This is a genomic window from Symploca atlantica LB2515, assembly GCF_052546295.1.
In genome coordinates, this window is record NZ_JBQWMT010000001.1 from 1,433,534 (window position 1) to 1,450,908 (window position 17,375).

General features: G+C 46.1%; 13 protein-coding genes. 8 read left to right on the plus strand and 5 right to left on the minus strand.

What is annotated here, in order from left to right; all coding sequences use genetic code 11:
* The 3 genes from ACT7WV_RS06115 to ACT7WV_RS06125 all read right to left on the minus strand — a co-directional run bounded on the left by ACT7WV_RS06115 (nucleotide 1) and on the right by ACT7WV_RS06125 (nucleotide 7,258).
* The gene (locus ACT7WV_RS06115) at nucleotides 1-1,170 is read right to left on the minus strand and encodes a DegT/DnrJ/EryC1/StrS family aminotransferase (RefSeq protein WP_445102052.1); all 1,170 of its coding nucleotides are present in this window, start codon (nucleotides 1,168-1,170) and stop codon (nucleotides 1-3) included.
* Nucleotides 1,171-1,391: 221 nt separating this feature from the next.
* On the minus strand, nucleotides 1,392-4,118 hold the full coding sequence (locus ACT7WV_RS06120) for a putative PEP-binding protein (protein WP_445102053.1): 2,727 nt from the start codon (nucleotides 4,116-4,118) through the stop codon (nucleotides 1,392-1,394).
* 305 nt (nucleotides 4,119-4,423) lie between these two features.
* Nucleotides 4,424-7,258, minus strand: a complete 2,835-nt coding sequence (locus tag ACT7WV_RS06125; RefSeq protein ID WP_445102054.1) for a CHAT domain-containing protein — start codon at nucleotides 7,256-7,258, stop codon at nucleotides 4,424-4,426.
* Between the two features lie 105 nt (nucleotides 7,259-7,363).
* Here ACT7WV_RS06125 and ACT7WV_RS06130 point away from each other — a divergent pair, with 105 nt between their 5' ends.
* The 8 genes from ACT7WV_RS06130 to ACT7WV_RS06165 all read left to right on the plus strand — a co-directional run bounded on the left by ACT7WV_RS06130 (nucleotide 7,364) and on the right by ACT7WV_RS06165 (nucleotide 16,114).
* Complete coding sequence (locus ACT7WV_RS06130) at nucleotides 7,364-8,236, plus strand: tRNA (5-methylaminomethyl-2-thiouridine)(34)-methyltransferase MnmD (RefSeq protein WP_445102055.1); 873 nt, start codon at nucleotides 7,364-7,366, stop codon at nucleotides 8,234-8,236.
* A gap of 158 nt (nucleotides 8,237-8,394) precedes the next feature.
* Nucleotides 8,395-9,765 (plus strand): bifunctional UDP-N-acetylglucosamine diphosphorylase/glucosamine-1-phosphate N-acetyltransferase GlmU, encoded by a 1,371-nt coding sequence (gene glmU / locus ACT7WV_RS06135; RefSeq protein ID WP_445102056.1) that lies wholly within the window; start codon nucleotides 8,395-8,397, stop codon nucleotides 9,763-9,765.
* A gap of 489 nt (nucleotides 9,766-10,254) precedes the next feature.
* A complete protein-coding gene (locus tag ACT7WV_RS06140; RefSeq protein WP_445102057.1) occupies nucleotides 10,255-10,752 on the plus strand; it encodes a DUF2231 domain-containing protein in 498 nt (165 codons plus the stop codon).
* A complete protein-coding gene (locus tag ACT7WV_RS06145) occupies nucleotides 10,752-11,357 on the plus strand; it encodes a DUF2231 domain-containing protein (protein ID WP_445102058.1) in 606 nt (201 codons plus the stop codon). The genes ACT7WV_RS06140 and ACT7WV_RS06145 overlap by 1 nt, the downstream gene beginning before the upstream one ends.
* An 8-nt stretch (nucleotides 11,358-11,365) precedes the next feature.
* Nucleotides 11,366-12,286, plus strand: a complete 921-nt coding sequence (locus tag ACT7WV_RS06150) for a cytochrome c oxidase subunit II transmembrane domain-containing protein (protein ID WP_445102059.1) — start codon at nucleotides 11,366-11,368, stop codon at nucleotides 12,284-12,286.
* Entirely contained in the window at nucleotides 12,283-13,968 is a 1,686-nt protein-coding gene (gene ctaD, locus ACT7WV_RS06155; RefSeq protein WP_445102060.1) for a cytochrome c oxidase subunit I, read from the plus strand. Before ACT7WV_RS06150 ends, ctaD begins: the two co-directional genes overlap by 4 nt.
* Nucleotides 13,955-14,578, plus strand: a complete 624-nt coding sequence (locus tag ACT7WV_RS06160) for a cytochrome c oxidase subunit 3 (protein WP_445102061.1) — start codon at nucleotides 13,955-13,957, stop codon at nucleotides 14,576-14,578. Before ctaD ends, ACT7WV_RS06160 begins: the two co-directional genes overlap by 14 nt.
* Nucleotides 14,579-14,599: 21 nt before the next feature.
* Complete coding sequence (locus ACT7WV_RS06165) at nucleotides 14,600-16,114, plus strand: GMC oxidoreductase (protein ID WP_445102062.1); 1,515 nt, start codon at nucleotides 14,600-14,602, stop codon at nucleotides 16,112-16,114.
* Between the two features lie 120 nt (nucleotides 16,115-16,234).
* Here ACT7WV_RS06165 and ACT7WV_RS06170 read toward each other — a convergent pair whose 3' ends face one another.
* Nucleotides 16,235-16,369: a hypothetical protein gene (locus tag ACT7WV_RS06170; RefSeq protein WP_445102063.1), complete on the minus strand. Its 135-nt coding sequence runs from the start codon at nucleotides 16,367-16,369 to the stop codon at nucleotides 16,235-16,237.
* A gap of 4 nt (nucleotides 16,370-16,373) precedes the next feature.
* Nucleotides 16,374-17,348 (minus strand): isoaspartyl peptidase/L-asparaginase, encoded by a 975-nt coding sequence (locus tag ACT7WV_RS06175; RefSeq protein ID WP_445102064.1) that lies wholly within the window; start codon nucleotides 17,346-17,348, stop codon nucleotides 16,374-16,376.
* Nucleotides 17,349-17,375 lie beyond the last annotated feature (27 nt).

Here is a 17,375-nt window from a genome sequence, read left to right on the forward strand (position 1 = left end):
TTAACAGGCAATTACAGCAGGAGAACTAGTTCTTAACAGGTATTCTAAGGACTCAGCGACTTCTTGGATTTGAGTGTTACTCAAGCCGGGATACATGGGCAAAGACAGGATTTCTTGACAGAGAGTTTCGGCGTGAGGAAAATCACCAGCTTGATACCCCAAATATTTGTAAGCTGGCTGAAGATGACAGGGAATAGGATAGTGGATGCCGGTTTGAATTCCCCTCGTTGCCAGTTTATCCTGGATAGTCTGTCGGTCTACAGGGCATTCTTGACTAACTCGAATAATGTATAAATGGTAAACGTGACCAGCACCGCCCTGATTTTGAATAGGAAAAATTCCTTGGTTGCGCAGCGGCTTGAGGACAGCATCATACTCTTGAGCCGCAGAATTACGTAACTGGTTCCATTTTCCTAAATGAGGCAGCTTGACATTGAGGACAGCAGCTTGAATTTCGTCGAGCCTACTGTTTGTACCAATGTCCACGTGGAAATATTTGCGGGGTGCGCCATAATTACGCAATGAGCGCATTTTTTGCGCTACCGCAGCATCATTAGTTAGCACCATGCCGCCATTACCTAAGGCTCCCAAATTCTTGCTAGGGTAGAAGCTGAAGGCTGCTGCTTTACCCACGGATCCGGCGAGATAACCCTCTCTATGAGCCAGGTGAGCCTGAGCCGCATCTTCAAAGATGAGCAAGTTATGAGCAGCGGCAAACTCTCGTAAGCGACGTGGTGAAACCATCTGACCATAGAGATGCACCGGTAAAATTGCCTTAGTTTTGGCTGTAATCGCCTGTTGGCAAGCTCTCAAGTCAATTAGGGCAGTCTGGGGATCGCAATCGACCAAAATTGGATGGGCGCCTGCTTTAACTACGCCAATTACTGTAGCAATAAAGGTATTGGCTGGAATAATTACTTCATCACCCGCACTAATGCCACAAGCTTGCAGTCCCAGAGCAATTGCTTCTGTTCCAGAACCTACACCAACACCGTATCTAACACCAGATGCCGCAGCAAAAGACGCCTCAAAATCGGCTAAAGCTTGACCCAAAACAAAATTTCCCTGCCTGACTACAGCATTAATAGCTTGTTCTAGCTGGGCTTGAAGTGGTTGGTTTTGCAGCGCAAGATCAACGAAGGGGACTCTGACCGGACTCTGGTAGCTCATACTACTAAAAAATTTTGAGTATCGGTTTATTATTTTTTTGAACTAAAAAAACTTCGTTGGGCTGCTCCAACCTTAATAGTAATCTTGAATGCAATGTTGCGTAACATCAAATCAAGTTTTCAGGTTGCTCGGAGTTTTTGAAGCTTTGGTCGAGCCTTGCAATCAGTGCGGTTTGTCCGACAATTGCAGCCGCATCTTTTTTTTGATGGCTCCGAGAACTCCTAGCCACCAATTTTGTGGCGTGCTGCTTGGAGGAGAATACGTTGCTCAGCACGAGCAATTGCCCTGTAGGTACTCTGAATTTCATTGATATCAACAGAAATTGAAGTAATACCCCAGTCCACCAAAGAGTTAATCAATTCAGGATACTGACTGGGTGCCTGACCGCAAATTGAGCAGGGGATGCCAGTGTTTTTTGCTACTGCGATCAGTTGCTCAATTGCCTGCTTGACCACAGGATGCCGTCCATCGAGTTGGTTTCCTAACCGCTCGTGGTCACGATCAGCAGCTAGTAACAGTTGAGTCAAGTCATTGGTGCCAATAGAAATGCCCTGAACACCGGCCTTAACGTAATCAGGAAGCAAAAACAACACTGACGGCACCTCCGCCATAATCCAGAGTTGGAATTGGGGATTCTCCGTTAAACCAACTTTTTCGACGCGATCACGGCAGAAAATAAACTCCTCAACGGTACGAACAAAAGGCAAAATTAGCTGAATATTGGTGTATCCGTAAGAGTAAACTTTCCTTAAGGCTGCCAGTTCTAAGTCGAAGCAAGTGGGGTCTCTCACATAGCTACGAGTGCCGCGTAAACCAATGATCGGATTAACTTCCAGTTCGTTTCCTGAAGGGTCACCCACTAAAGATTGAAACTCATGGGATCGCCAATCCCATGAGCGATACATTACAGGTCGTGGCGCTAAGGCAGCAGCAAATTGAATAATAAGCTGGGCGAGTCTTTCTACTAATTCTCGATCGCGTCCCCGCCTGCGCCATTCGTTGGGGTGTAGGTTTTCCAGAATATTAAGCATCATTAGTTCCGAGCGCAATAACCCTACCCCATCCACTGGCAAGCCAGCAATTCTGCTCAGAGAGTCGGGCTGGCTGATGTTAACTAACAGTTGAGTGGCGATGGGAAAATAAGGTTGCAGATGGGAAGGTTGAGGAGAAACTTCCAGCTTCGACGGGCTAGCTGGGGAACTCTTCCCTGCTGCCAAGCGATGGATTTCTCCCTGAGTACCATCAACCAGAAGCAACTCACCGCTTTGAATGACTTTGGTCACACCAGCAGCACTAGCGACAGCAGGTATACCCAGTTCTCTAGCGATAATTGCGGCGTGGCTAGTCATTCCTCCTTGCTCAGTAACTATGCCAACAGCTTGCTTCAGTAAAGGTAACCAGTCAGGGGCAACGCTATGAGTCACCAAAATTTTCCCTGCAATCTTTGCCTCTAAATCATGGTTCTCACCAGTAATTACCTGAGCTGTTGCCGTAACGCGTCCAGCCGCTGCTGGTAGTCCTCTAAGTATCTGAGGGTTGAGCAACGAACCTTGAGATGGCAGGTTTGAAGGAATCGCAGGCTGCCTTGTAGAAGATGGTTTACCCTCAACTTTCTCATTCTCTGCGGAGGTTGTTGCTGGCAAATAATGAGCGTAGTTTAGGTTTGAGGACAGAGGGGAATCTTGAGCTGTTAAACCTTCGTCCGTTAACTCTTGTGAACTTTCCAACTGATAAAAAGGACTTGGCTGTTGAATAATTGCGTCCTGATTTGGTAGATAGAGTCTCCCAGATTCAACCTGCAACACTTGCTGTAAAGCTGTTGATTGGTAGTTTTGCTCTGTTTCTCTGAGGTTTTCGCTCTCGTTGATTGCTAATTGTTTCGAGCTACGAAGACTAAATTGGGTAAGGTACAGCTGGGGAATTGAGCTTTCTGGCGTTTGACAAAGTGTCCACTCTAAAGAAAAAGTTCGATCAATTTCAGCGCTCAAGCGTTCAGACAACTCAATCAGTTGCTTGAGATATTTTTCTGGAAGAGCGTATTGTTTTTGTTGTTCTGTACCCAGAAGATAGACTTGTAAGCTCAAATTCTGGACTTGAGAAACTCCACTCTGAGCTAACGAAGATGATTCTTGTTCCTTTCTTCGTCTTAGGCAATAAGCACGGGTTTTACTGCCCAATTTCCTAGTGTAGACGCTGCCAGTCTTCGGATCTATTTTGTAGAAATCTGGCAATACCTCTCCTCTGTTAATCGCCGTTCCTAATCCCCAGGTTGCTTCGATACTCCACTCATCGGGATCAGCTTTGAGAGTGCCGGAAGCGATCGCATTTCTAATTGGTTGCACTAAAACCGCCAAATTCAGTTGCTGTAGGTTAACACTACTACGCTGACAGTAAAATAGGCTTCTCGCCCTAAATAGTTCTGCCCAAACACGCTTTACAGATAATGTCAGTACTGTTGGTTCCTGGGAAGAGATATGGGACTCCCACATCTTCATCGGTAAAGAACGAGCTTTATGAGAAATCTCAAATATTGAGCGGGGAGTGTCAAAGGTAAAGTTAGTAACGCCCATAATTTGGACTTGGAGAGAGAGAGAAGGACGCAAAATCAAGTTCGTTGCTTGTAAAAGCTCAGCTCCCTTCAAGATTGAAGCTTCCCATTGTGGAGGTAAAGCTGTTGTGATCATCTCGTGACGAATTTGTTGCGCGACAAGCTGTAATTGAGCCGGATTGTCTAGATCTACATGCAAATTAGATTGGGGAAAATCTGCTAGCAGTGGTTCAGACTCACCCAAAATTTCCAGGAATTCCCACAACGCTCTTCCCGGAACCACCAAACCAGGCAAAACCGGATAGCCACGCTGCAATAGCTGACTTAAGTTAAAGGCTTTATTGCCTACACAGAGGTACTCCGTGGGTTGAATCTGATCTAGCCAGTAAAGGTTGTCCACAATTAGCCTGTCATGAGAAATCTTGCGATTAGGAATTAGTCTCGTTAAGTGTTTTTAAGTTCAGGTGATGACCTGTAGTTTTGGTTGATTTTAGTCCAATTTCCTCAGTAATACTCCCTTCTCGGGCCAGGGTCATTGTGGTTATCATTTTGCTAAATTACTATAATGATGTCGCTTGTGGGATAGAAGAGACAAGGGGGACGAGGCATTGTTGAAAATCGCCAATTTTCCCGCAACTGAGCAGCGCCGCTTCTGCTACACGAAGTGCTAGACTGCTGTGATTACACTCTTGTAAGAGTTGGGTATCATAGCCAATTTCCCACCAGAATAAAAGGTGCCCAAAAACGAGGTAAATCGTAGGCAGTATCCCGTAAAAGCGATATTTGAGCACGGCGCAGGGCCTCGGCTTTGGTAACTGTTGTATCAGCTAATTGTTGATAAAATCGGATCATCAACTCTGCTGTCGCTCGATCATCAACTAACCAGAGAGTTGCCAGGGTGCTGCGGGCTCCGGCCCTTACAGCTACCCCAGCCAGTCCTAGAGCTGCTCTTTTATCTCCGGTTGCCGTCTGACAAGCACTTAGTACCAAAAGTTCAATTGCCCCCTCACCACTTTCTGCTCTGGAGCGCAGCAGGTTGTTGAGCTGGTTGACATCAAGACGCTCATCCCAAGCAAGAATAAATGTGTTTTGGGCGTTGGAACTAAATTGACCGTGAGTTGCCAGGTGAACCACAGGGAAAGGAGCTGAGTCGATTTCCCTTTCAATCGCTGAACTGGTAAACTCTTGATTGAGCAGGAGTTCTCCTGGTATTACGTCACTGATTTCTTGCAATTCTCGCTGGACAAAGGGCAGGGGAGGAAAAACATCCCTGGCTTTAGTAATGCCTGCTTTGAGGGCAGTGAGTTTACCTCGCGCTAGAGGTTTAGGGTCTAGCAGTTGTAGTCCTGGAGTGATGGCAAGCGCATATTTCTCGATCAAGAACTGCTCTCCATCGTGAAGAACTGCCATGGGTAGATTTAGCAAAGGGACATCTAGCAAAAAGACCAGAGTTTTGACTCCACTGCTAATCAGCTCAGCTTCTGCTGGTCGAATTAACCAATCGTAGACTTGTTGAGCAAAGGTTAAATAATCCTCTTCTTGCTCAGGATAAGTACCGCGTGCTCGTTGCACGAGGGTAATAAAAGAATTCCCCCCTCGAGTCGGCTCAACACTTTCGGGTGCAATTGCTTGGCGCAGCTGTTGAAAATATGCTTCTACCTCTACTTGCGGCAGAGGAGTTGCGTAGTGACGCAGGGGAGCATCTGGTAAAGACAGAACCACCTCTAAACGGTCTTTTAAAACAATTGGATATAGTATGGCGGCTCTTTTGTCAACGTCGTCAATCTGAATGGCAGTGCTATTTAAGCAGTCTTCCCTAAAGAAGTTGACTAGTTCTGCTTGTTGGAGAGACTCAAGAACTTGACGAGCTTGGATTAAATTGCTTTGACTGGTTTGAGTATCTGGGGCTTGTAAGAGTAATCCAACTAGTTCGCGATAAACTGGCTCAACACTTTCCCGGAAAGAAAATTGGACATCAGGGTTAATATTAGCTAAGTCACTACGTAAAGACTGTAGGGTTTTCACCGCCGTAGTGTAAGCGGCAATCGCTCCCGTTGTTTCTCCTTGAGCTTTCAGGAGCCGTCCCAATTGCCATTGCCAGACGTAGGCAATTTCTGGGGCGTGAATTGACTCAACCAGCAACAAGGCTTGCTCAGTCAACTCTTGAGCAGTACTTAATTGCTGATTTTGTTCATACAAAGTACCTAACTGACCAAGAGCTTGAGATTCGGCCCTGGGGTCATTAATACTTCTCGCTTGTTGTATTGCTGTCCTCAGTTGCTCGACAATTTCTGGCAGATGTTCCTTTGTCTCACTCTGCCATTGCATCAGGGAATGAGCTAAATTAATTCGAGCTTCCACTGAGGTACGAGAAGGAGGCAGTTGTGCCAACTGTGCTGTAATTTGGGAAACTAATTGCTGATCGGTTGACCCTGGTGAGGTTTCGAGCAGGAGGCTAAGCTGATTAAGCTGGGCCTTAATTTTGGTAGTTGGTATATTTGAGGCTGCGTTTGCTGCTCTGTGGTAATAATCTAGAGCGGCTGAATTATCCCCTTGAGTTCTAGCCGTGTTGCCCAAACTTAATAGAGTTGCACTGATGTCTTGGGGAGATTGTACTGCCTCGGCAACAGCCAAACTTTGTAACAAAACCTCTCGGGATTGTTTAATATTACCCACTAGGCGCTGGGTATTACCAAGACTACGTAGTGCAGTCGCCTTAAGCTGAGAATTTGGCTGTTGCTGCAAAGTTGTGTTTACCTGTTGCAGAGTTTTCAAGGCGCTGCGGTACATTCCTGAGACTTGCTGGGCTTGAGTTTGGTTAATTTGGCTACGGAGTACACCCTGCTCATCCCCGGCTTTGGTGTAGCTGCTAGCTGCCTCTTTCCAGCTTTCCCCAGCCAATACAGGTTTCCCTTGAGCTAAGTGCAGTTGTCCTTGAATATCTAAGGCTGCGCCTTGGAGTTTCCAGTCAGCGCTTGTGGTGCTATTTTCTAAGAGTTGTAAGCTCTCAGTGATCGCTTGTTCAGCTTCAGTCCATTTTCCTAGTTGCTGATAAGCTAAAGAGAGATTACTCAAAGACATTGCCTGTCGCCGGTAATCCCCCTGGGTTTTGAAGGCGTCAGCGGCTTGTTGTAAACTTACGGCAGCTTCAGTGAAGTTTCCCGCATCGTAGAAAGCTTTACCCTGCTCTACCAAGGATTGAGGGTTAGTCGATATCTTGGCAGTGGTTGAGTAGGTTGTGTTGCTTGTTGGTAACTGAGCAACGGCGGCTGACAAGAAGGTGAAAGTAAACAGTAAAACGTAAATAATACTGATTTTTAGCTTAGCGTGGTTACTCTTAAATAAAAGTTGAGCCGCCCCATGGAGTAGGGATTGGCACCGAGGAACACCACGAAAAAAGCTTTTTACCGCAGAATATGCAGCTAAAGGCAGGTACTTAATAATACTCGTCAGGATGTTGAGGATTGTTTTGATAGACTCTAAGGGCTGATCGCCAAACCTCCTAAATCTACGACAAGATCTTAGCCATTTTTTTTCCATCTGCTCACCCTCATGCTTTCCCTTACTATTAATTATGAGACTGGGATAGGCAGCAGAGCGTAAAAAGCAGACTTTTGATTAGCACCCCTGTTTCCAGCTTGCTTGATGCCAGACACTGATGTTTTTACGCCACAGCTAACAGCCGATGGCTCATTCACTTTCTTTTCTGAAGAAATGGGTGAATCGTTTCATAGTAGACAAGGAGCCAAAGCTGAAGCTTTGCTAAAGTTTGTTGCGCCCTGTCAGTTAGCCCAAAGAGGGCAACAGCCGACACTGCGTATTCTTGATGTCTGCTATGGTCTAGGGTACAATAGCGCAGCGGCTCTTGAGGTGATTTGGCAGACCAATCCTAACTGCTGTGTTGAGTTAGTTGCCCTGGAATTAGAGCAAGCTGTACCCCAAGCAGCGATCGCCCATGGTTTACTGGATAGCTGGAGTCAGCCTATCCCGCAACTGCTGAAAGTTCTGGGAACTTCTCTTGAGGTTAAAACTGAGCGACTGCACGCCCGACTTTATCTCGGCGACGCCAGGATAAGGATTCAACAGTTGCAACAATCGCAGTGGCAAGCAGATGCCATTTTTCTCGACCCTTTTTCTCCGCCTCGCTCTCCTCAGTTGTGGACAATGGAATTTATTCACCGTTTAGCTAGCTGTTGTGCTAGAGAAGGGATAGTTGCGACCTATTCCTGTGCAGCAGCAGTACGAATAGCCTTTCTGGCAACTGGACTGAAGATGGGCGAAACCCCAAAGGTAGGAGGCAGGCAACCGGGAACTGTCGGTAGTTTTAGTGCTGTTGACTTACCACCTTTGTCAGTGCGAGCGCTGGAACATTTGCAAACCCGTGCGGCTGTTCCCTACCGTGACCCCGACTTGGGTGACTCTGCCCCAATTATTTTACAACGGCGTTGCCTTGAACGAGAAGCATCTTGTTTAGAGCCGACTTCTCACTGGAAAAAGCGTTGGTTAAACTCTAGCTAGGAAATCTTAGGTCAACCTACAGATTTCTGGGATGATCGGCTCTAAATCCGATACATTTGACAGAGATTTTGGCACACTGAATTAGATCTTGTGATCATCAGTGGGCACAAAAATCTGAAAGTTGGTAGCACAAAATAGCACAAAGCTGATAGCTAATCATGGTGGCAATAGCGATTCTAGCAGCGGGTCGTGGGACTCGAATGAAATCTGACCTGCCCAAGGTATGTCATAAATTGGGTTCACTTTCCCTTATCGAACGAGTTATTAAAAATTGTCTTTCAATCGAACCTTCACGGCTTTTCGTAATTGTTGGTTACCAGGGTGAACAAGTACAAAAATCTTTGGAGGCTTACTCAGCCATTGAGTTTATTGAACAAACTGAGCAACTAGGTACAGGTCATGCTGTCCAACAAGTGATGCCTTATCTAAAAGGATTCACTGAGGATTTGTTGGTATTGTATGGAGATGTACCCCTATTACGAGAGAGTACTCTTCGCGGATTGTTGGAGACTCATCAGACTCACCAAAATGCCGCAACAGTGATCACGGCTCAAATGCCTAATCCTCAAGGCTACGGGCGCGTTTTTTGTGATGGTCAGAATCTACTCAAGCAGATTGTTGAAGACCGTGATTGTACAACAGATCAAAAGCAAAATCGCCGCGTTAATTCTGGTATTTATTGCTTTAATTGGTCGCAATTAGCAGAAGTACTGCCCCAATTAAAGACGAACAATGACCAAAAGGAGTATTACCTCACAGACACAGTTAACTACCTCGCGCCAGTGATGGCGGTAGATGTTGAAGATTACCAGGAAATTCTCGGTATTAATGACCGCAAACAAATGGCAACAGCCTATGAGATTTTGCAAACACGAGTCAAGGATGGGTGGATGAGGGCCGGGGTGACCTTAATTAACCCGGCAAGTATTACGATTGATGACACAGTGGAATTGCAGCCAGATGTAATTATTGAACCCCAAACTCATTTGCGGGGCAATACTATAATTGGTTCTGGTAGTCGCATTGGACCAGGTAGTCTGATTGAAAACAGCCAATTAGGGGAGAATGTGACGGCGCTGTATTCGGTAGTCAGTGAATCCGTGGTTAAAGACGGCACTCAAATTGGTCCGTACGCTCATCTCAGGGGTCATGCAGTAGTAGGAGAATCTTGCCGCATTGGTAACTTTGTGGAACTAAAAAATGCTAAGTTAGGCAAAAACACTAAGGTTTCTCACCTCTCTTATTTAGGAGATGCCATCTTAGGAAATCAAGTCAATATTGGCGCTGGGACAATTACGGCTAATTATGACGGTGTTAATAAACATCCTACCCATATTGGCGATCGCAGTAAGACTGGTTCTAATAGCGTGTTAGTTGCACCAGTAACCCTGGGAGAAGATGTCACGGTTGCGGCTGGTTCCGTGGTCACAGAAGATGTCTCTGATGATAGCTTGGTAGTTGCTCGTGGGCATCAAGTAGTTAAGCCTGGTTGGCGCTTAAAGTCCCAGAAAAATAAACCATCTAGTTAATTATCTCCTAGTTCTGCAGTAGGGAAAGGAGCAAGTATCTGCACCTCCGACTTCCTTTCCCTTTTATTTTTGAGCCTTTACCTTAGCAAAGCCATCCCCGTTAAATCCTAAGAGTATCTCTGTTGATCTCTCGTACACTTGTGGCTATTTTCTGATCAGCCATCTCCAAAAAGTTGCGAAGCTTTCGCTGGGCTTGACGAAACTAAATGGTCAGCGACAATGCTTGTTCAGCGACAGCTTTTATCTTAAGCAATTCAATTAGATAAACGGAAATAATTATATCATTGTCTACTCAATTAATAAAGGATGTTTTGCTTTTTGTCAAAAGACATACTCTCAAGCGTTCATCTAGTAAAAAAATACTGAAATATAGTAAAAAAATACTTAAATATTCCAGGAAATTAGAGTTTCTGAAACCAAAAATACAATTGTCCCGATTGGCTATTTGTTAAGCTCTATTAAGAGTAAGCAAGCTACTGGGAAAGCACTGTGTTTGAATATCTTCCACCCCTTAATGACCATAATTTACCCTATCCCGACACAATGCATCCCATCGTGGTTCATTTTGTAATCGCGATGGTGTTATTTGCTTTTTTATGCGATTTAGTAGGCTATTTGACTCGTAATCCTCGTTTATACGAAGTGAGTTGGTGGAATATGTTCTTTGCGACAATTTCCGTCTTTATCGCTATTATTTTCGGGCAAATTGAAGCCGGTTTAGCAGAGCCCTATGAAGTAGTAGAGTCAACGCTGAACTTACATACACTAATTGGCTGGTCACTTTCGGGAATTATTGCCGGAATTACCGGATGGCGTTACGTACTTCGTTCCCGTAACCCGAAGCAATTGCCAATACCCTATCTAGGAATGAGTGTGCTATTGACGAGTGTGGTTTTTTTCCAAATCTATCTTGGCGATAAGCTGGTTTGGATCTACGGGTTGCATACCGTGCAAGTGGTAGAAGCAGTTCGGGAAGGAGTATTGTAATGAGTTTAGAACTGATTGACCAATTAGAGGGGCAACTAGGGGCCAATGGGTTGCCCTACTCCATCCCCATTCACCCTAACTTGGTGCATCTTACCTTGGGGCTGTTTATCGCCGCGATCGCCTTTGACATGGTTGGGGTTTTCTTCCCCCTAGAAAAACCCGTCTTCAAGTTTCTGGCAATTCCCGCCACCCGTTCTAGTTTCTATGATGTTGGCTGGTACAACATGATGGCAGCAGCCATCATCACCTTCTTTACAGTAGCAGCAGGATTTTACGAAATTTTGCTGGCAGATCCACCCGCCGATGTTAAGAGTGCCTGGGGATTGCAAGCAATGGAAACCATGCTTTGGCATGGAGTAGGCGGTGTCCTTCTCTTAGCCCTTATTGTCTCAATGGCAATATGGAGAGGTTTCCAGCGTTTTCTCTGGCGCAAGGATATGACACGACAAGTGCAGTGGAGTTATCTGTTAGTTGGACTAGGAATTTTCGCCCTGATGTTCCTCCACGGCACTTTAGGAGCACAACTAGCGGCTGATTTTGGCGTTCATATTAGCGCCGATCGCCTGTTGAGGTTGGGTGAAAATCCGAATGTATTTTTGAAGTAAGGGAACCGATGAAACTTCGCATAATTTTGACCCTGATTGCTAGCGCGATCGCCCTTGCTGCAATCAGTCTCTGGATGGGACAACAGGCTTACTCCTGGTTTCCACCCCAAGCCTCGGCTGAATCGAAGCTGATTGATGATTTATTTAGCTTTTTAGTCACCCTGGGAACTTTCATTTTTCTCGGTGTGGTAGGAGTCTTAACCTATTCCGTAATTTTCCAACGGACAGGCAAATATGACCTTAGTGACGGCCCGCATATTGAAGGAAATGTCACCCTAGAAATTGTCTGGACAGCAATTCCCTTTGCCTTAGTAATTTGGATTGCGACCTATAGCTACCAAATCTACGACCAAATGTCGATACTCGGCCCCATGGAACATATTCATCTGAGTATGCCAACAGCCGAGGCGGCACCAATCAATGATCAGACCAAATCAATGGAGTCGATGGAACCCATTGAAGTTCTATCTCGCCAGTGGGCATGGGAATTCCACTATCCTGAGCAAAATGTTACCAGTACCGAACTACATTTACCCAAGCTCAAACGGGTGAAGTTGGTACTCAAGTCGGAAGACGTGATTCATGGCTTTTACATCCCTGCCTTTCGTCTCAAACAAGACATCATCCCCAATCAACCGATTAATTTTGAATTCACCCCGATTCGCGAAGGAAAATATCGCCTGCGGGACTCTCAATACAGCGGGACTTACTTCGCCTCTATGCAAGCAGACGTAGTAGTAGAGTCGCCAGAAGCCTATCAGCAATGGCTAGCTAAAGCAGCAAATCAAACCCCAAAAGCAGCATTTAATCCGGCCTTTGAGGAATACACCAAAGCCTCAGAAAAAGCCATAAAGCCAGGTTGGAAAACCGTTGTCCCTGCTTCACCCCCCATTGTTAACTACTCTAGTTCTCAGGATAAGTCTTCATGATTAATCTTTCTGATCAAGCGATCGCTTCTAAGACTGAACAACCGCTTCCCGGTGCGCCAGAGAACTGGAAACGCTTCTTTAGCTTCAGTACCGATCACAAAGTAATTGGCATTCAATATATAGTTACCGCCTTTTTCTTTTTTCTAATCGGTGGCATCTTCGCCATGATTATTCGAGGCGAACTAATTACCCCGGAAGCCGATTTAGTAGATCGCACCGTCTACAATGCCATGTTTACCATGCATGGCACGGTAATGCTCTTTCTGTGGACGTTTCCCGTGCTCGCAGGCTTGGCTAACTATCTAGTACCCCTGATGATTGGGGCGCGAGATATGGCATTCCCTCGCCCGAATGCCGCTGCCTTTTGGATGGTGCCTGTCTTTGGCACCATTTTGATGGCCAGCTTTTTGGTTCCCGGCGGCCCAGCCCAGACAGGTTGGTGGTCTTACCCGCCCGCGAGTCTGCAAAATCCTACAGGCAATTTGATTAACGGTCAATTCCTCTGGTTGTTAGCAGTGGCCCTGTCGGGGGTATCGTCCATTATGGGGGCCGTCAATATTGTCACCACCATTATTCGGATGCGAGCACCGGGAATGACCTTTTTCCGTATGCCCATCTTCGTCTGGACTGTACTCAGCGCTCAAATTATTCAGTTATTTGGTTTACCCGCCCTCACCGCAGGGGCCGTTATGCTGATGTGTGATCTAACGGTGGGGACAACCTTTTTTGACCCAGCCACTGGGGGTCAGCCAGTTCTGTTTCAGCACTTCTTTTGGTTCTATTCCCATCCGGCCGTTTATGTAATTATTCTGCCTATTTTTGGCATTTTCTCAGAACTCCTGCCCGTTTATGCTCGCAAGCCGTTATTTGGCTACAAAGTCGTCGCCGTTTCCTCACTGATTATCGTCACGTTGAGCGCCGTCGTCTGGGTACACCATATGTTTGCTAGTGGTACGCCGGGATGGATGCGGATGCTGTTTATGTTCTCTACCATGTTGATTTCTGTACCGACAGGAATCAAAGTCTTTGCCTGGGTGGCAACGGTTTGGGGCGGCAAACTGCGCTTAAATACAGCCATGTTGTTTGCCTTAGGTGGTCTAGTCATGTTCGTGTTTTCCGGCATTACGGGCATTATGCTGTCGGCTGTACCTGTTGATATTCATGTCAACAACACCTATTTTGTGGTTGGTCACTTTCACTACGTCATCTACGGCGCTGTGGTAATGGGCATCTATGCTGCGATTTACCATTGGTTTCCTAAGATGACAGGGCGCATGTATTACGAGGGATTAGGAAAGCTGCACTTTGCCCTAACCTTTATTGGTGCCAACCTGAATTTTTTCCCCATGCATCCCTTGGGATTACAGGGAATGCCCCGTCGAGTTGCTTCTTATGATCCAGAGTTCGCTTTTTGGAATGTGATCGCTAGTTTAGGGGCTTTTCTGCTAGGAATGTCTACTCTACCCTTCATTCTCAATATGGTTAGTTCTTGGGTACAGGGAGAGAAAGCACCTGCTAATCCTTGGCGGGCAATTGGCTTGGAGTGGTTAGTATCTTCACCACCACCCCACGAGAACTTTGAAGAAATCCCCATCGTTGTGGCTGAACCCTATGGCTACGGCAAGCAAGAACCCCTAGTTGCCAATATTAATGCTTTGGAGGTAGAAAGTGAGCACAACTAATGTTGATAGTTCTTTAAAGTCTGAACAGGTATCTCCTGCTGCTCATGCAGCCGAACATACCCATGATGAAGCTGGCAATAGTATGTTTGGCTTCATCATATTTCTCTTGTCAGAAAGTGTCATTTTCCTCAGTTTTTTTGCCGGATACATTATCTATAAAACTAGTACTGTAGACTGGCTACCACCGGGGGTATCGGGGTTAGAAGTTAAAGAACCTGCTATTAACACCGTCATCTTGGTTTCTAGCAGTTTTGTCATTTACATTGCCGAACGATTTCTCCACGATAAAAATCTTTGGGGATTCCGTGCTTTTTGGTTGCTGACCATGGCAATGGGTTCCTACTTTTTATACGGTCAGGCCGTGGAATGGAGTGGTCTTGAATTTGGCTTTACTTCCGGTTTGTTTGGTGGCACTTTTTATCTACTTACCGGGTTTCACGGCTTGCACGTACTTACAGGGGTCTTATTGCAGTCGTTGATGTTGGTGCGATCCTTTATTCCAGGTAACTACGATGGTGGAGAATTTGGTGTCGCTGCCACGTCACTATTTTGGCACTTTGTTGATGTAATCTGGATTATTTTGTTTGTTCTCCTTTATGTCTGGCAGTGAGTTAAAAGTGAAGGTATTCTGATGATTATTGATGACCAATATTACGACGTAATTATCGTCGGGACAGGGGCAGGAGGAGGGACTTTAGCTAATAAACTTGCTCCGACGGGGAAGAAAATTCTCGTCTTAGAACGGGGTGATTTTATGCCCCTAGAGGAGCAAAATAGAAGCAACGTTGATGTTTTTAAAAGAGAGCGATATCACGCCCCCGAACAGTGGTATGACAACAATGGGGAATCCTTTTCTCCGCAGACTAATTACGCCGTTGGTGGAAATACCAAAATCTACGCTGCGGCGCTACTGAGAATGCGAGAACGGGATTTTGAGGTGGTTAAACATCAAGAAGGTGTTTCTCCAGAATGGTGTCTCAAATACCAAGACTTTGAACCTTATTACACAGAAGCAGAACAGCTTTACAAGGTTCATGGTAAGGCAGCAGACGACCCGACTGAACCACCACGGAGTGCCGATTATCCCTATCCGGCGATTGATAATGAACCAAAAATGCAGGAGGTTGCAGTTGCGATCGCCAAGCAGGGTTTACATCCAGCAACGTTACCCTTAACCCTAACCCGCCAAGATGATGACCCAACAGGGGATTCTGAGGTATTTGGTATCACTCCAGCCCTGAAGTTCCCCAATGTGACACTGAAAACCTCTGCCAAAGTCGTTTGCTTGCACACCAACTCGTCAGGGCGAACTGTTAAAGCGGTGGAGGCAGAAATTGCTGGGCAATCTTACTTATTTTCGTCTGATACTGTAGTGCTTTCCTGTGGGGCAGTCAACTCCGCAGCACTGCTACTGCGTTCTGCCAATGAAAAACATCCCAACGGACTAGCCAATAGTTCGGATTTGGTGGGACGGAACCTGATGAGACATCAGATGTCGGCGGTAGTACAACTGAGTGCAACCGCTAATTCCGGCAAGTTTCCCCGCACGATCAGTATCAATGATTTTTACTGGGGGGATGAGAATTTCCCCTATCCCATGGGCCACATTGAGAATACGGGGGGATTACTGCAAGATGTAACTTTTGCCGAATCTCCACCGATTTTATCGGTATTGGCAAAAGCGATGCCTGGGTTTGGTTTAAAGCAGTTGGCCGTGCGCTCAATTGGTTGGTGGGTACAGACGGAAGCGTTGCCCGATCCTAACAACCGGGTACGAGTTGAGGGAAATAAACTTTATTTAGATTACACTCCCAACAACACCGAAGCCCATGATCGCCTGATTTATCGCTGGATGGAAGTACTGAAAGCTATAGAAAAAAACAGCGAACAATCTGTCTTGCCATCCAGTGGCGTTTATCCCCGTGGCGAAGTCCCAATTCAAGTTGTGGCGAATCAGTGCGGTACTTGCTGTTTTGGAGAAGATCCGCAGACTTCAGTGTTAGACATCAACTGCCGCACTCATGATGTTGATAATTTATATGTTGTTGATGGTAGCTTCTTACCATCGAGTTCTGGTGTGAGTCCGGCTTTGACGATCATTGCCAATGCTTTGCGTGTAGGTGAGCATTTGACTCAACTAACCTAACCTGCTGAGGATTCTCTCTCCCCTTATAAAAATAGAGGCTGCAAAGACCGTAATCACGGTGCTGGATCAAGATCAGCGCCGTGATTACGGTGGATAATTGATCAGTTACCGCTAACTGGTTCACTTGGCAAGAACTGCGACAATTGTGGTGATTACTCGAAAATGATTACCCCAAGCACCATCAGGGGTACGCCGATGAGTATCACTTCTTGGTGTACCAAATGCCGCCAATAGCCTCTGGAATAACCACAACACAAGATCAGCCGCTAATTTTTGCCGAAGCTAAGCCAATTAAATCCTCTCCTGTCCATTCCACAGTATCTCCGATCTGCTCACCAGTGTGATAAGCAGCCAAAATCACTTCACTAGTTTTTCCCCAGGAGATCACACCTGTCTCGTCAATGGCAATTGCTCCCAAATCTCGCTGATGTTCCTTGGCTTCGGCAAAAGAACGCTGCATCGCTTCAGCTAAAGATAAACCATCCGTGACGCGCACCACAATCCGCGCTGCTAAACACTCATCGATAATATCTTCCCCAATGCCAGTACAGCTAACTGCCGCCTTACTAGCAGCATAGTTCCCTGCTGGCATAGCAGAGTCACTAACGCGACCAATGCGTTCAAAACCCTTGCCGCCAGTGGAAGTACCTGCTGCTAAATTTCCCTGAGTATCTAGAGCCACAACACCAATCGTGCCACGTCCCGCCTCAGAAGAGGTAACCAGTGGTTTTTCCGCAACCACTCCCGCCATTGCCTTAGTGAAATTCTCTTGCCTCTCCTGCATCCACTCCTGCAACCTAATGTCAGTCATGGGATTGTAAACCGGAGCATTAATTTCTCGTAGTAGTTCCGCTGTTCCGAAGTCAGATAACACCCTGTCGGCTGAATCTTGCAATACGTTTGCTAGCTCAATTGGGTTTTGTACTCGTGAGACGTTAATCACACCAGAAAAGCGCTGCAACTTGCCGTCCATCAAAGCGGCACTCATGCGGATTTGTCCATCCGATTGCAGCACTGAACCAGTTCCGGCATTAAAACGGGGTTCATCTTCGAGCAGTTTACAGCCAACAATTACTGCTTCTGAGGCAGGGACACCAGTCAATAACAAAGAATAAACTGCCTCAATTACTTTGTGGAGCGATTGGCGCACCGCCTCTACTCCCTCTTTACCTTTGATCGAACTACCAGCACCGCCGTGGATGATAAGTTTGGGTTGTACCTGATTCACTGACATGATTTTGCTAATTGCTAATTGCTAACT